At 32.5% G+C, this 15,176-nt stretch carries 11 protein-coding genes and 1 tRNA gene; 4 read left to right on the plus strand and 8 right to left on the minus strand.

The window, feature by feature from the left end:
- From glmS to HCW_RS01300, 3 genes are read right to left on the minus strand one after another with little or no spacing between them, the layout of a single operon-like run.
- Window positions 1-1,794, minus strand: coding sequence for a glutamine--fructose-6-phosphate transaminase (isomerizing) (gene glmS / locus HCW_RS01290; protein WP_014660423.1), 1,794 nt, complete (start codon window positions 1,792-1,794; stop codon window positions 1-3).
- Window positions 1,795-2,034, minus strand: coding sequence for a DUF2443 family protein (locus HCW_RS01295; RefSeq protein WP_014660424.1), 240 nt, complete (start codon window positions 2,032-2,034; stop codon window positions 1,795-1,797).
- A 41-nt stretch (window positions 2,035-2,075) separates the two neighbouring features.
- Complete coding sequence (locus HCW_RS01300; protein ID WP_014660425.1) at window positions 2,076-2,618, minus strand: purine-nucleoside phosphorylase; 543 nt, start codon at window positions 2,616-2,618, stop codon at window positions 2,076-2,078.
- 503 nt (window positions 2,619-3,121) lie between these two features.
- On the opposite strand from HCW_RS01300, the gene dnaA reads away from it, so the two are divergent.
- Window positions 3,122-4,438 (plus strand): chromosomal replication initiator protein DnaA, encoded by a 1,317-nt coding sequence (gene dnaA, locus HCW_RS01310; protein WP_043902551.1) that lies wholly within the window; start codon window positions 3,122-3,124, stop codon window positions 4,436-4,438.
- A gap of 246 nt (window positions 4,439-4,684) precedes the next feature.
- Window positions 4,685-6,082: a hypothetical protein gene (locus tag HCW_RS01315; protein ID WP_014660428.1), complete on the plus strand. Its 1,398-nt coding sequence runs from the start codon at window positions 4,685-4,687 to the stop codon at window positions 6,080-6,082.
- Window positions 6,083-6,087: 5 nt separating this feature from the next.
- Here the strand turns inward: HCW_RS01315 and HCW_RS01320 are convergent.
- A tRNA-Phe gene (locus tag HCW_RS01320) sits at window positions 6,088-6,163 on the minus strand.
- 103 nt (window positions 6,164-6,266) lie between these two features.
- Between HCW_RS01320 and HCW_RS01325 the strand changes: the two genes are divergently transcribed.
- Entirely contained in the window at window positions 6,267-7,019 is a 753-nt protein-coding gene (locus tag HCW_RS01325) for an exodeoxyribonuclease III (protein WP_014660429.1), read from the plus strand.
- On the opposite strand, the gene HCW_RS01330 is transcribed toward HCW_RS01325, so the two are convergent.
- Both HCW_RS01330 and HCW_RS01335 read right to left on the minus strand, forming a co-directional pair.
- Window positions 7,016-7,651, minus strand: coding sequence for an outer membrane protein (locus HCW_RS01330; RefSeq protein ID WP_014660430.1), 636 nt, complete (start codon window positions 7,649-7,651; stop codon window positions 7,016-7,018). The two genes, HCW_RS01325 and HCW_RS01330, sit on opposite strands and share 4 nt — an antisense overlap.
- 3 nt (window positions 7,652-7,654) lie before the next feature.
- On the minus strand, window positions 7,655-7,981 hold the full coding sequence (locus HCW_RS01335) for a hypothetical protein (RefSeq protein ID WP_014660431.1): 327 nt from the start codon (window positions 7,979-7,981) through the stop codon (window positions 7,655-7,657).
- A 132-nt stretch (window positions 7,982-8,113) separates the two neighbouring features.
- Between HCW_RS01335 and recG the strand changes: the two genes are divergently transcribed.
- Window positions 8,114-9,967, plus strand: coding sequence for an ATP-dependent DNA helicase RecG (gene recG / locus HCW_RS01340; protein WP_081478671.1), 1,854 nt, complete (start codon window positions 8,114-8,116; stop codon window positions 9,965-9,967).
- A gap of 249 nt (window positions 9,968-10,216) precedes the next feature.
- Here recG and HCW_RS01345 read toward each other — a convergent pair whose 3' ends face one another.
- Both HCW_RS01345 and nusA read right to left on the minus strand, forming a co-directional pair.
- Complete coding sequence (locus HCW_RS01345) at window positions 10,217-13,252, minus strand: hypothetical protein (protein ID WP_014660433.1); 3,036 nt, start codon at window positions 13,250-13,252, stop codon at window positions 10,217-10,219.
- A gap of 709 nt (window positions 13,253-13,961) precedes the next feature.
- Window positions 13,962-15,155, minus strand: coding sequence for a transcription termination factor NusA (gene nusA / locus HCW_RS01350; protein ID WP_014660434.1), 1,194 nt, complete (start codon window positions 15,153-15,155; stop codon window positions 13,962-13,964).
- Between the last annotated feature and the right edge of the window lie 21 nt (window positions 15,156-15,176).

A 15,176-nucleotide genomic window follows, 5' to 3' on the forward strand; every position in this document is an offset into this window, starting at 1 on the left:
TTACTCCACAGTTACACTTTTAGCTAGATTTCTGGGGTGGTCTACATCGTGATTTAGTCGCATGGCAATTTCTAAGGCTAAAAGTTGCAACGCCAAATTGGTGCGAAAAAATTCTTCCATATAACTCTCACTCTTTTCTAGCTTAATAAAATCATCAGCTATTTCTAAAACTTCAGAGCTTAACACACAAATGGTAGAATCTCTTGCACTTAATTCTTCAATATTACTCTTAGTTTTATCAAATAACAAATGCTTAGATAATAGTGCAATCGTAAAAAGATTAGAATCCACTAATGCAATCGGCCCATGTTTCATCTCTGCACTCGCATACCCTTCAGCGTGTAAATAGCTGATTTCTTTAAGTTTTAATGCCCCTTCTAAAGCGAGCGGATAAAACACATCACGCCCGATATAAAAAAAGCCATGCCCATGCAAGTAGCGTTTGGATAAGCGTTTGATTTTTTCATGCAATTTAGGCTCTACTAGCATGGCATTCACACTATCTAGCATGCTTTTGGCTTGAATTTTTTCTTCTTCCTTAGAAATCGTTTTTAGTTGTTTGCCTACATACACGCTTAAGAGCCATAAAAGCATTACTTGTGAAGAAAACGCCTTAGTAGATGCTACGCTTCTTTCTACTCCTGCTCTAGTTAAAAGGGTGTAATCACTGATTCTACTCATCATGCTAAAGGGGGCGTTACACAAACTAATGGTTTTAAGCCCTTGAGCTTTGGCTAATTTTAAAGCTTCTAAAGTATCAGCGGTTTCGCCACTTTGAGAAATCGCTATAAAAAGCTCGTTTTTATTAGCCTTAAAGTTAGCGTAGCGGTATTCGCTCGCTAAAATGGCTCTTGCTCTCACTTTGGCTAATCTTTCAAATAAATACACACTAGCCATGCTCGCATGGTAGCTACTCCCACAAGAACACAGCGTGATTTCACTCACATTTTCTAAAAACTTAGGGTCAATTTCACAATACACATTCAAGCCTTCTAAACGCCCTTCTAAGCATTCTAATAGGCTACTATGTTGCTCATAAATCTCTTTTTCTAAATAATTTCTAAAATTGCCTTTAGAACAATCTTTGTTATCAAAGGCGTAGTCTTTCATGTTTTCAATATTTTTTAAATCTTTAAAACTCTCTAAAGAAATTTGCCCCACACTATTTTCTTCTAAGACTACAAATTGCTCCACTTTAGAAGCTAGAACGCTTAAACTTGATGCAAAAAATAACCCTTCTTTACCTTTACCCACGACTAAAGGCGAAGAAGATTTAGCATAAAACAAGCTTTCTTTAGCTCTTTTATGGAGCATTAAGATTGCATAACTCCCTTCTAAAAGACTAATGCATTTTTGAAAGGCTTTCAATAAATCACTCTCTTTTTTAAGCGTTTCTTCTAATAGATGGGCGATGACTTCAGTATCTGTTTGGCTTAAAAACACATGCCCTTTAGCTTCTAATTCTTTTTTTAAGCTTGCATAATTTTCAATAATCCCATTATGCACTAAAGCTAAATTTTCTGTGAAATGCGGATGAGCATTTATGCTACTTGGCTTTCCATGGGTTGCCCATCTTGTGTGAGCGATACTCACGCCAAAATTCAAAAACTCTTTATTTTCAAGCTCTAATTTTAAATTTTCTAATTTCCCTTGGGCTTTATACACTTCTAAATGATTATCGCTCAACACCGCTAAACCAGCACTATCATACCCCCTATATTCTAATTCTTTCAAGCCTTCTAAAAGGATTTGCTTTTTTTCACTATTTCCTATGTAACCTACAATCCCACACATTTAAAACACCAACAATTCTCTTTTGATTTTATTTAAAGCATTTATCAATTCCTTTAAATGCTCCACTTCTTCGCTTAATTGTGCGAAAAACGCCTCATTCACGCTACTAGGCATATCCATACTCCCTCTTTTAATCTCAATAAAATCCCCCAAATTCAAATTCGCTAATTTCAAAAGCATTTCAATTTCACTCTGTGCATCTTCAATATCCGCTAAAATCTTGCGTATTTTTTCAAACATCTTATTGCCTTTAATTTTAGAAATATTGCATGATAGCCAAACTATCCTTGATAAGCTTTAAGCGTGTTTTCTAAAATGCGTTTAACTTTAGCGTGATTTTCTTTAAATTCCTTATGAGCGTTAGTTCCCACATAATTACTCACACAAAAAATCCCCTTAGCTTTCAAAGAAAAGGTTTTAGCCACGCTTAGCACGCTAAAAAACTCCATATTTTCTAATAAAATATTATTTTGAGCCATTTTTTGAGCAAAAATTTCATTAGTGTGAATGTAATTACTGCTATTAAGTTTCACTCTTTGAAAAAGGGCTTTCTCTTCGCATTCTATTTGTATCGCATTATCTAAAGGCGTATAGCTCTTAAAGTGAGTAAAACTCTCTTCAATTTGATAACATTCAACACTTTCAAACACGCTTAAAAGCTCAATTTCTTGACTATAACTCCCAGCACTCCCTATAAAAACAAGGCTTTCTATACTAGGATTTTTTAAGCATAAGCAAGTGAGATTTATCGCACTTTCTATTAAACCCACTCCAATAGGAATAGCTCCTTTTAACATTTCATTTCTTCCAGCACAAAGTAACATTATTTCCCTTTAAAATCTGATAGTTTAGTTTACCCATAGTTTAGTTCTATTTAATACAATAATTATAGTAAATTCTAAATTCTAAAGTTTCAAGTTAAAGAAACAAATTTTGGCTAAGGGCGGTGTTATTATGAGCATTTTATTGTTTATTTTGTTTCATTATTCAGATGCATCTCTTGTTTTTGCTTGCTTACTTTTCTTATTTAGCGTATTGTTTGCCTATGGATTGATTTCTATTAGCTTGTCTTATAGGCGTATTAAAAAAATCAAAAAACTTCCAAAAATACCCTATAGAGCTAGTTTCTAGCTTATCCTCTTATCCCTAAATATTTCTCAAGCCTCACTTAATATCCATTGATACCTAGTCTAAAAAATCAGTTTTAAAATTCTAGTCATTTTCGTTCACATTTTAATCCTAAGTTAAGCACATTTCATTCATATTTCATTCACACCATTTTTGAAGATAGCCAAACTAATCCCCTCGTTTGCGCTATAATACGCCTATGAATAGTATTGAAAAAGAAATCCTTGATTTAGTGAAACAAAAGGTCAATCCATCTGAGTTTGAAAGCTATTTGAGCCAACTCAAATATAATTCCAATAAGAGCAAAAGCGATATTGCTGTTTTTTCTGTGCCAAATATGCTAGTGTGCAATTATATTAAATCCAAATATTCTGCCCTACTTTCAGAACTTTTGAGTCAAAATAAAATCGGCAAGCATTTAGCTAATAGCGTGCAAGTGCAATTTGAAGTTGGCTCTAAAATCCAAGTTGCTGAAAAACCTATCATCAATTATAATGCGAGCAAATCTAGTATCAATGCCTCTTACACTTTTGAAAATTTCGTGGTAGGCAAGTGCGGGAATAATGTCTATAAAATCGCTAAAGACATCGCCCAAAGCGATACGCCCCCTTGTAATCCGGTGCTTTTTTATGGTGGCACAGGATTAGGCAAAACGCATATTTTAAATGCTATTGGTAATCACGCTTTAGAAAAACAAAAAAATGTTGTGTTACTCACTGCTGAAGAATTTATGAATGATTACAAAGCCCGCTTGCACAATAAAACCATGGATAGCTTTAGAGAAAAGTATAGAAATTGTGATTTCTTTCTCCTAGATGACGCTCAATTTTTGCAAGGCAAACCCAAGCTAGAAGAAGAGTTTTATTATACTTTCAACGCCCTTTATGAAAAGAAAAAACAAATTGTCCTCATCTCTGATAAGCCTCCTAGAGACATTATCGGTTTAGAAGAACGCTTAAAATCACGCTTTTCTTCTGGCGTTATTGCTAAAGCTATGCCCCCTGATTTAGAAACTAAGCTTTCTATTGTTAAACAAAAATGCCAACTCAATAAAATCGCTTTACCTGAAGATGTTATGGAATATCTTGCTCAAAATAGCGACAATATCCGTCAAATTGAGGGCGCTATTTCTACTATTAGAGTTAACACAGACCTTATGAATGCAAAAATTGACTTAAACTTAGCCAAGAACGCCCTAGAAGGTCTTCAAAAAGATAATATAGAAAATTCAAACTTAGAAAATATCGTGCTTGCTGTATCTCAAAGCCTCAATCTCAAATCTAGCGAACTCAGAAAATCTTCACGCCAAAAAAATGTTGCCTTAGGAAGACAATTAGTAGTATATTTTGCCAAACTTTATACACCTAATTCCACGCTTTCTTTAGCTCAATTTTTAGACTTAAAAAACCATTCAAGCATTTCTAAAAGCTACTCTAGCATTAAAAAATCACTTGAAGCTAAAAATTCTCTGGTATCTAATTTGGTTATGGAAATTAAAACCAGACTAAACACTTAAAACAATGTGAATGAAAAAGGAATGTCAAAAGGCATTTCATTCACATTTTCTAAATTCCTATAACTCCCTAAAAACCGAAGTTCTTAAAAACTATTTTTCGTTTCATTCCACTCTTTCACATCTCTACTACTACTGCTACTATTTTTAATACTTTAATAACTAAAATTTTAGTTAACCCCTTATAAGCTACTAAAGACCCTAAACTTAAGCTACAATTTTTGCATATACCAAAATTTGGAAAACTTTATGAAAAATTTTTTTTATATCCTCTTATTCTTTACAAATTCCCTTAAAGCTCTTATCATTGAAACTTTAGAAGAGATTAAAACTTCACCCAAACAAGGCACTTTCAAAGCTAAAATCATTGATTCTAACGAGAATCATCAAGTCTTAGGAACTTATAAAATCTCTTCAAATGGAAAAATTATTTTTACTATCACACATATTCACACTTTAAACACTTATAAACCTTTTGATGAAAAAACCTCTTTACAAACTACCTTAAATCCTAAACGCTCAATCATTCCCAAAGGCACACAAATCATTTTATCTTCTAAAGAATTTAAAAATCATCATATAAATTCTTTCAATTCTTTTTCAAAACCATCACTTCCAAAGGCACGCCAAAATTTTAATCCTGCACCTTCACAAACTTATTCAAACTTTTCTTATTTAGAAATTCCTAATAAATTACGCCAAATAAACTCTAAAAATAGCTCTTCTAAGACTTTAAACACTTTAGCTGAAGTCAAACATCAAACTAATGTTAAAGAGCCACTAAAAAGCTCTTTAAATGAAAATCTTATTTCTAAACCCTCAAATAAACAAGAAAATATCATATCAAAGCAGGTTGTTGCACCCTCTTTGGAAGAAACAACACCAAATGAATTTGAAACTATAGAGCCAAAAGACCCTAACTTAAAAGAATTTGCGTGCGGAAAGTGGGTTTATGAAGATGAAAAATTGCAAGCCATTCGCCCTAGCATTTTAAAACGCTTTGATGAAGAAAAAGAAACTTACACTGATATTACTCCTTGTGATTACAGCACCACTCAGGGTAAAACAGGCAAGATTATCATGCCTTATACAAAGATTACTCAAAAAATCAATGAGCCTTTAGAAGAGCCAGAAACTTTTGAAAGCACTCGTAATTTTTCTATTTTAAAAGCACAAAGCTCTATTAGTAAGTGTAAGGGAGCTAGAACTAAAAAAGATGGCACAATTAGACAATGCTATTTTATAGATGAGCCTTTAAAACAAAGCTGGGAAAGCCAATACCAAATCACTTCGCAACTTATCAAGGTTGTTTATGAACGCCCCAAACAAGATGACCAAATAGAGCCAACTTTCTATGAAACAAGCGAATTAGCTTACACTTCCACACGAAAAAGCGAAGTAACGCATAATGAATTGAATTTGAGCGATAAATTTATGGGGTTTGTAGAAGTGTATGAGGGGCATTATTTAAACGATATTTTAAAAGAAACTAGCGAATACAAAGAATGGGTTAAAGAGCATGTGCGTTTAAAAGATGGGGTATGTGAAATGTTAGAAATAGAAGAACTTCCTAGGGCTAAAAGTGTTCCTTTGAGCGTGGATAATTCTCGTGTTAATTGTATTAAAAAAGGGAATTATATTTTTTAAAGAAGTGGTGGCTTGAGGCGGAATCGAACCACCGACACGAAGATTTTCAGTCTTCTGCTCTACCGACTGAGCTATCAAGCCAAATAAGACAGAAATTATTACATAAAAAAGGTAAAATGAAGCTTAATTTTTAAAAAATTTACCAAAAAGATATAATTAAATCAAAATTTTAAAAGGATTAAAATTGAAATTGATTTCATGGAATGTGAATGGTTTGAGAGCTTGCATGAATAAAGGCTTTATGGATTTTTTTACAAGTGTTGATGCGGATATTTTTTGTATCCAAGAATCTAAAATGCAACAAGAGCAAAACACCTTTGAATTTAAGGGTTATTTTGATTTTTGGAATTGTGCGCTTAAGAAGGGCTATTCAGGGGTAGTAACTTTTTCTAAAACAAAGCCCTTAAATGTAAGCTATGGCATAGGAATAGAAGAGCATGACACAGAAGGGCGAGTGATTACTTGTGAATTTGATAAATTTTATTTGGTGAATGTCTATACTCCAAATTCGCAACGAGCTTTAGCAAGGTTAGAGTATCGCATGAGTTGGGAAATAGAGTTTAGAAAATTTTTAAAAGCTTTAGAACTTAAAAAACCTGTAATTGTATGTGGGGATTTAAATGTTGCTCATAATGAAATTGATTTAGAAAACCCCAAAGCAAACAGAAAAAACGCCGGCTTTAGCGATGAAGAGAGAGAAAAATTTAGTGAGCTTTTAAACGCTGGTTTTATTGATACATTCCGACATTTTTATCCTACTAAAGAAAAGGCTTATACTTGGTGGAGTTATATGCAACAATCAAGAGAGAGAAATATCGGCTGGCGGATTGATTATTTTTTATGTTCTAATAGTTTGAAAATAGAAATTAAAGACGCTAAGATTTATGAAAGTATTTTAGGGAGTGATCATTGCCCGGTGGGGTTAGAATTAAATTAAAAATAAAAAGTGTGCGAAATGAAAACAGAGTAGTTTCGCACAAATTGAGAGCCATATTCAAAAGCAAAAGGCCATTTAACCCCAACTTCTACACTTGCATCATGGTGGAATAACACCGTTTGGAACTTAAACCCTACCAAACCAAACATTCTAAAATTAGAAGTTTTAAGCGAAAAACCTTTGATACTATCCAAATCATTAATAATCATGTTGCGACTATATTTAGACATAGTCCATGTGTTTTCAGCAATTTGCATGCCATAAAAGAGAGCAAAGACCCATAGAGGATTTTTATTATATTCTACGATTAAATCTCCGCCTAAGCCATAAGTAAACATATTAGCTTGTGCGTTGGTAGATTTATTTAAAATAACATTACCATAGTCCATAAAAATGTAATAACGAGAATAAAACCAATAATTAGTAGGATTAACTTCCCAGCCAAAAGAAAAGCTTGCTCCCTCAATGGTGCGTGTGAATTTTGTATCTCTATAAATTAGCATTTTCCCCACTTGATATTGTGAGGCGATATAAAATCGTGTTTTAGCTCCTACAACTATAGGGTTTAAAAAAGAAACACTTAAAAATAAGGGGGTTACTTTTTTAAACAAATCTTTTGAAAAAATTTTCAATGCTTAATAATTCCTATTTAATGGAGAGCTAAGATTATCTTGATGATTAGTCCAATTTTGTAAAATAGTGGGGTTATTTTGTGGTTGCACCGGCCCATCATTTTCATTTAATTTTTCTAATTTATTTTCGCTATCAATGAGATTATCCACTTTTTGCGTGATTTTCTCATCATCTTCTTCATGCTCAATTCTTTCTATATCTTGATTAGCCTCTTTAGGGGCAGTTTTAGTTGTATGAGATGAAGTTGTTTTTTTGGGTGTGTCTTTACAAGCACCTAAAAACCCTATGAGAGAAATAATTGTGATAAAAAGAGATATTTTTGATTTCATATTTTAGTTTCCTCAATTAGAGTATATAATTTTGGCTTATCTTAGCACAAAATGGTTAAAATACTAGGACAAAATTAACGAAATAAAGGCTTTTTGAATAGGGTTTTCTAAGGTAAGAACAAATTGCAAGAAATGAATGAAATTTTAAAAAAATTAAAAGTAAAATCGCTTTTAGAAGCGTTACTATGTTATGTGCCTAAAGGATACAAAGACTTAAGCTTGTTAGAGCATTTTGAAATGGGGCTAAGTGGCACTCTAGAAGTTACTATTTTAGATAAAAAAAGCTATGCAAAAGTCTTAAAAATCTTTGTGTATTCTAAACGATTTAATGAGAATTTAGAGCTTGTATTTTTTAATTATAGTGCGTTTCATTACAATCAGTTTAAAATAGGCGAAAGTTTGTTTATTTATGGTAAATTAGAGCAAAGCTCTTTTAATCATGCAACTATTATTAACACGCCTAAAATCGTTACAGAGTTTGGAAAAATTTCTTTGCTTTTTAAAAAGGTCAAAAACCACGAAAAAATCCAAGAAAATTTACAAAGTCTCATTTCTTTAGAAAATTTAAAAAATGAAGGCATTAAAGAAAGTATCGCACATTTATTACTAGAAATCTTTTTTCCTACTCAAAATTTTGTAAAAGATTATGAACGCTTTAAGACTTTTCCTTTACAACATTTAAATGCGTTAAAATACATTGAAATGCTTTTTTATATGAAAAGTTTGGAGCGTAAGAAATTACGATTTAGTGCTAAAATTGTGTGTGCTAATAATAGCGAACGCTTAAATGAATTTATCACTTCTTTACCCTTTAGTCTCACTAACGACCAACAAAACGCCATTAAAGAAATTCAAAATGACTTGGCTAGTTCTATAGCGTGTAAGCGTTTGATTGTAGGTGATGTAGGGTGTGGAAAAACAATGGTGATTTTAGCAAGCATGGTATTAGCCTATCCACATAAAACCCTTTTAATGGCACCCACTTCTATTCTAGCTAAACAACTTTATAACGAAGCTTTAAAATTTTTACCCCCCTATTTTGAAGTGGAGTTGCTACTAGGTGGGAGTAAAAAGCAACCAAATAATTTGTTTGAAAAAACTATTCATGTTGTTATAGGCACGCAAGCTTTGTTATTTGACAAGCGAGACTTGAATGAATTTGCTCTAGTGATTACTGATGAGCAACACAGATTTGGCACCAAGCAACGCTATCAACTAGAAAAAATGGCTAGTCATAAGGGTAATAAACCCCATTCATTACAATTTTCAGCTACGCCCATTCCACGCACCCTAGCCTTAGCTAAAAGTGCCTTTGTCCAAACGACGGCAATTAGAGAAATCCCTTATAAAAAAGAGATTGAAACTCTAGTCTTGCATAAAAGAGAATTTAATGTTGTTATGGAGCGAATTAATAATGAAATTGCTAAAAATCATCAAGTCATTGTAGTCTATCCACTTGTGAATGAGAGTGAAAAAATCCCCTATTTATCACTCAATGAAGGGGCAAGTTTTTGGCAAAAACGCTTTAAAAATGTTTATATCACTTCAGGGCAAGATAAGAATAAAGAAGAGATTATTGAAGAATTTAAAGAATTTGGAAGTATTTTACTAGCAACCACACTTATTGAAGTAGGCATTTCTTTACCACGATTAAGCGTGATGGTGATTTTAGCCCCTGAGAGATTAGGCTTAGCGACCTTGCATCAATTAAGAGGGCGTGTGTCTCGTAATGGTTTGAAAGGCTATTGTTTTTTATGCACCATTCAAGAAGAAAACGAACGATTAGAAAAATTTGCTGATGAATTAGACGGATTTAAAATCGCTGAATTAGATTTAGAATACCGAAAAAGCGGAGATTTACTACAAGGCGAAGAGCAAAGCGGAAATAGTTTTGAATACATTGATTTGTCTAAAGATGAAAATATTGTCGCTGAAGTGAAACAAGATTTTTTAAAAAGTCGTAATGTTTCACGTGAAAACATTTAAATATTATAGCGCTAATTTTTAATATTCATGGTTAAGATATATTTTTCTTTTTTATCCATATTACTATTAAAATTGTCTTTTTAGTTATTATGAATAGTTTTATATGCCTAGATAAGTAAAAAGTGATTTAAAAGCAATTTTGAAGTTTTATAAAGGTTAAATCTTTTTATTTTTAATAGAATTGATAAAGCTCTATTTTAAAAAGATTAAAATAAAGCTTTATCTCCCCCACCCTTTTAATACAGATGATTAATCGTCCATTCTATCTGAATAATCAATATCATCTTGATTATCATCTAAGCTTATTGCTGTATCTTTGAGATAATCTTTATCAATAGCATGTTCTAAGATAGCCTTATCGTTAGCAAATTCTTTTTCCTCGTTCTCCAATGCGTGGAAAGAATTTTGCTCTCTATCTTGTTGAACTTTTAATGCTTTCTCGCCATTTAGTCCTTCAAAGACTTTATTACCCATAAACCAAGATAAGTTATACACGCCGGTTTTTGTATTACCGGTTAAGTTATAAACATCACTTGATAGTTTCTCATAGTCAGCTTTAATGGTAGCGTTAGAGCTATTAGCATATTTGCTATATGCGCTAACACTAGAGCTATCTTGATGTGCTTGTTGGTATAAAGGCATGGCCTCTTTAAAGTCTTGTAGCACTTGGCTTAAGTCATTTTGAGCGTTAGACAATGATTTTTCATCATTCAATAGGCTGTTTAATGCTTTTGCTTGTGCCACTACATTTTTAGATTTCATAGCTTGTTGCAATGCCACCTTATCTTTATTAACGCTTTGTGCGTCAGCCTTGGTAGTGTTATAGACAGACTTAAGTCCCCAAACGCTAGTAGCTTGGTTGTAGCGATTTAAATTTGCATTTAAAATTTTGCTATCACTATTTAAAGCGTTATTGAGATTGCTTACTTGATTTAAAGCGGATTGTTGCGCTTTAGCAATTGCTTGAGTTAAGATAGTCTTATCTTTAGTAAATTGTTGTTCCTCATCTTTCAATGCTTTTTGAGCGATTAAAACTTGTTGTTGGTTTTTAGCACTATAAGTATTCAAGCCTATCCACCAAGATAGTCTATACACACCGGTTTTTGTATTACCGGTTAAGTTATAAACATCACTTGATAGTTTCTCATAGTCAGCTTTAATGGTAGCGTTAGAGCTATTAGCATATTGCTTATATTCATTGATAAGAGAAGTATCTCCCCATGCGCTTGCATAGAAAGGCATAGAATTCTTAAAGTTATCATTCACTTTATTGAACGCATTTTGTGCGTTAGTAAAGTTTTGTTGAGCGTTCTCTAAGTTTTTCAACGCTTGAATTTCGTTTTGTTGCGCTTTAGCAAAAGCTTTAGCACCACTAACATTTTTTACGATATTAATCGCATCTTTTAAAAGTTTCTCATCTTTAGTTACCACTTGAGCACTATCTTTTACATTGCTATATGCGTTATTAAAGCTCCAAATACCGGTAGCTTTTTGATAGTTAGACGCATTATCTTGGTAAAGCTTATTATCACTCTTTAAGGTATCAGCATTTTGAGCCACGCTATTTAAAACTTTTTTAGCATTAAGGCTATCTTGGTATGCTACAGCCTCTTGTTCTTTATTGATAATACTATCTTTTTCATAGATACTAATACTATTATCAACTTTTTCAGCAAGCTTTTTCTCATTTTGAGCGATAACATTATGTCCAAGACTTAGTGTGCCATTCTCTAGGTTAAATTTGTATGTGGACTCTTTCCAACCAATATTGTTGACATTGATAATACCTTTATCAGTATTATTAAACACATTGGTCTTAATCATAGATTGCAAAGTATTATTTGCATGAGCGTATTGAGCTTGAGCGCTTTTAAGTTCATTTAGAGCACTATCTACAGCTTGTTGAGCTTTAGCAAAACCTTTAGTGCCAACAGCGCTATGGAGAGTTTTTAGAGTGTTGTTTAATGCAGTAGTAGCACTTGCCACTTTAGCACTAGCTTGATTAACTTTATTCAAGTCATCACTTAAAGAGGTAGTCGCTGTGTTGTTAGCATTACCTTTGATAGCAATATCTTTAACTTTCTCTAACTTATCAGCACTAGCTACATCTTGATTGTAAGTGTTTGTATTAGCTGTTTCATTAGCTTTTACAGCACTATTTAAAGCGTTGTTAGCTTTAGTGTAATCAGCTTGAGCAACCTTAAGAGCTTTAGTAGCACTATCTACAGCTTGTTGAGCTTTAGCAAAGTCAATAGTAGATTTGTTAGAGGCATTCTTAATGCTACCAAATTGCATAGTTTTTTGTAAGTTACTTAGGGCGCTATTGAGAGCTTTTGTCTTATTTACAACTTCTTGATTGGCATTTTTGAGGTCGTTATAAGCTTTTTGGATTGCTTTAGTAGCTAAGTTGGCTGAAGTTGAGTTAGAAATATTGTCTTTAGCACTTATCTTATTTAAAGCTTCAGCTTTAGCTATATCTTTTTTATAAATCGCATCAAGTTGTTTATATGCACTATCTTTAACGCCTGTTGACATGCTTTCACTTACAATTTTATTAATAGTGCTAACATGATTAGCAATCTTACTTACTTGTTTATTAATGCTTTTTTTATCAATACCTAAAGCACCATTTTCTAAATTATAGATAACTTCTTCTTTATTTTTAGCAAGACTATTGCCATTACCTTTCTCTGTAATGACCTCTCTCGTTTTTTTATTCTTAAATACGACTTTTTGATGCGGAAATTCATCTGTAAGTTGTTTGACATCATTATCTAAAATTTGATTATTAGCGCTTATTGTATTAAGCCTAATTTTAGCGCTATGCAGTGCATTATTAGCCTTAGCTACACTATTAGAAAGACTACCAACATAATTTAGAGCATTGCCTACATCATTCAAATAACTTTGAGCATGAGGAGTAGTAGAGTTGTAATCATTATTTAGAGCAGTTTGAAGTTTATTTAAAGTGTTATTAAGTTTAACTTCCGCTGTCTTTGCTTGTGCTATCGTGTTATTGATTTCCTTTAAGCTTGCATTTTGATTTTGTAAAGTTCCTACTTTTTTAACCAAAGTTTTGAAAGTATTGAGCTGTTGGTTCAGCACTTTGACTTCCTTAGTAGGAACAACACTTTTAAAACCATTAAAGTTTTGCTGTGCAGTAGGCCAACTAATTTTAAATGGCTTTAAGAATGGCTTATTAAAATCTTGTGCATTATTTGTAGCACTTGCCACACTAATAAGACTTGACGCTAATGCGAGACTGACGATAAATTTTTTATCCATATTTTCACCTTAATATTGAAATTATAATGGCATATGCCATAAAAAGCTAAAAAGACACAAATGTAACTTAACAAAAAAAAAAAAAAACGAAAAGTAAACAAATACAATTTTTAAAATGAAAATGAAACATGTGATAGTAATTTATAGCTTTATTTTGTTTCTATCGCTAAAAATAATTGTTATTTTTTTAAAATAATGAATATTTAAAACTAAATCAAAAGAAATTTTAAAAGTGTATAGTGGCTAAAATACATCATTAATTACTTGTATTATTAGAGTTTTCTGATTATTTGTAATATTTTTTAAAAATCTTTATCGTATCAATCAATGTTTAAAGCAATACATATTATTAAGATAGTTTTCATTAAAATGGATTTTTAATACAAAATACTTTTAATGTTTTTTTAGAGGGAATGAGATAAAAATAGCAAGTCTTAATGTTTCACGTGAAACAAATCAATCACCATTCCACCTAAAATGAGCCATTATCAATGAGCTATCATGCTAAAATACCGCAATGATAACAAGCACAAAAAATATTATTATTTTAATGCATGTTTTTCTGTGGCATAGAAAATAGAAAAATCGGTTTTTTTTGGTTTTTGTAGTAAAAGAGTGTAATATCTAAAAATTTAGATTGGAATTAGTTAGATGTGGTTCTATAGGCGTGAAACAATAGCAAAATTGCTATATTTCACTTAAGGGTATTTTAATTTTTAAACAAGGATTCTAAGGCCTCTACCCCTACTTTTTGTGCGTCTTTATCATTTTCATTTTCAGTGTTAGTATTTTCTTTAGCACTTGCAATCGTTTCAAATTCTATATGATAGCCTGTAAGCATGGACGCTAGGCATACATTCACTCCACCTTTACCGATAGCCTTAGATTTTTCTGTATCTAGCAAACGCACTTTAGCTTTTTGGAGATAGTTATCCACAATGAAACGCTCTTGAATTTGCTCTTTATCTTCGGCACTCAATTCTTCTAAAGGAATCTTTTTAATCTCAACGCTTAGAATTTTTGCCGGAGCTAGTGCGAGAGTTACATAAATTTCAGGCACATTTGAATATTCTATGCAATCAATGTTTTCTTTATTCAATTCATTGCTTATTGCGTTGATACGCACACCCTTAACCCCTACTGCCGCACCGATGGGGTCAATCCTAGAATTACTTGAAAAAAAGCTTACTTTTGCCCTATTACCCGGGATTCGCACGCAATTCATCACTTCAATTTCTTTGTCTTTAATCTCAGGCACTTCTAATTCTAACAACGCCTCAAGCATTTTAGGAGTGGTGCGACTAAGTTCTAATAATAAGCCTTTTTTGGTGCGTTTGACTTGTGTTAAAACGGCTTTAATGCTATCGCCTACCTTAAAGCTCTCGCCCTTAATCCTATGACGCATAGAAAGAACACCTTGAAATTGTTGCTCAATTTCAACAAAAGTATTTTGATTATTATCTACTAAAATCACTTGCCCTATCAAAACGCTATTAATACGCTTTTGAAACATTTCAAAATGGTTGTCTTCTAACGCCTTTTCTAGTTGGTATTGCAAATCTTTAAAAAGGCGGTTTACTGCCCCTTGTTTCATACTCTCTAAACTCAAGCTATAGGATAATTCATCTTTAACTTTAACGCTTGGCTCCATTTCCTTAGCTTTAGACAAGCTGATATATTTAGAAGGGTCATTAAGCAATCTTTCATCATCATCTTCTAAAACTTCTACAAGTTGGATAAGCTGGAGCTGCTTGTTTTCTTCAATCACAGAGTAGCGCGCCAAAGGGTCTAATTCATTTTGTGCCATTTTTAACAAACAGCCTTGAATCACTTTTGAAATCATCTCTTTAGGTAAATTTTTTTCATACGCAATGCACTCTATAAGGTCGCTGATTTTTTCCATTTCTTAAGTTCCTTTTTATTT

Origin of the sequence: Helicobacter cetorum MIT 00-7128, from assembly GCF_000259255.1 — a bacterium.
GTDB lineage: Bacteria > Campylobacterota > Campylobacteria > Campylobacterales > Helicobacteraceae > Helicobacter > Helicobacter cetorum_B.

Excerpts from the sequence above, each read along its gene's own strand:
- recG (WP_081478671.1), top strand. The coding sequence starts at position 8,114 with ATGAATGAAATTTTAAAAAAATTAAAAGTAAAATCGCTTTTAGAAGCG.
- HCW_RS01315 (WP_014660428.1), top strand. The coding sequence starts at position 4,685 with ATGAAAAATTTTTTTTATATCCTCTTATTCTTTACAAATTCCCTTAAA.
- dnaA (WP_043902551.1), top strand. The coding sequence starts at position 3,122 with ATGAATAGTATTGAAAAAGAAATCCTTGATTTAGTGAAACAAAAGGTC.
- HCW_RS01335 (WP_014660431.1), bottom strand. The coding sequence starts at position 7,981 with ATGAAATCAAAAATATCTCTTTTTATCACAATTATTTCTCTCATAGGG.
- HCW_RS01345 (WP_014660433.1), bottom strand. The coding sequence starts at position 13,252 with ATGGATAAAAAATTTATCGTCAGTCTCGCATTAGCGTCAAGTCTTATT.
- nusA (WP_014660434.1), bottom strand. The coding sequence starts at position 15,155 with ATGGAAAAAATCAGCGACCTTATAGAGTGCATTGCGTATGAAAAAAAT.
- glmS (WP_014660423.1), bottom strand. The coding sequence starts at position 1,794 with ATGTGTGGGATTGTAGGTTACATAGGAAATAGTGAAAAAAAGCAAATC.
- HCW_RS01300 (WP_014660425.1), bottom strand. The coding sequence starts at position 2,618 with ATGTTACTTTGTGCTGGAAGAAATGAAATGTTAAAAGGAGCTATTCCT.
- HCW_RS01295 (WP_014660424.1), bottom strand. The coding sequence starts at position 2,034 with ATGTTTGAAAAAATACGCAAGATTTTAGCGGATATTGAAGATGCACAG.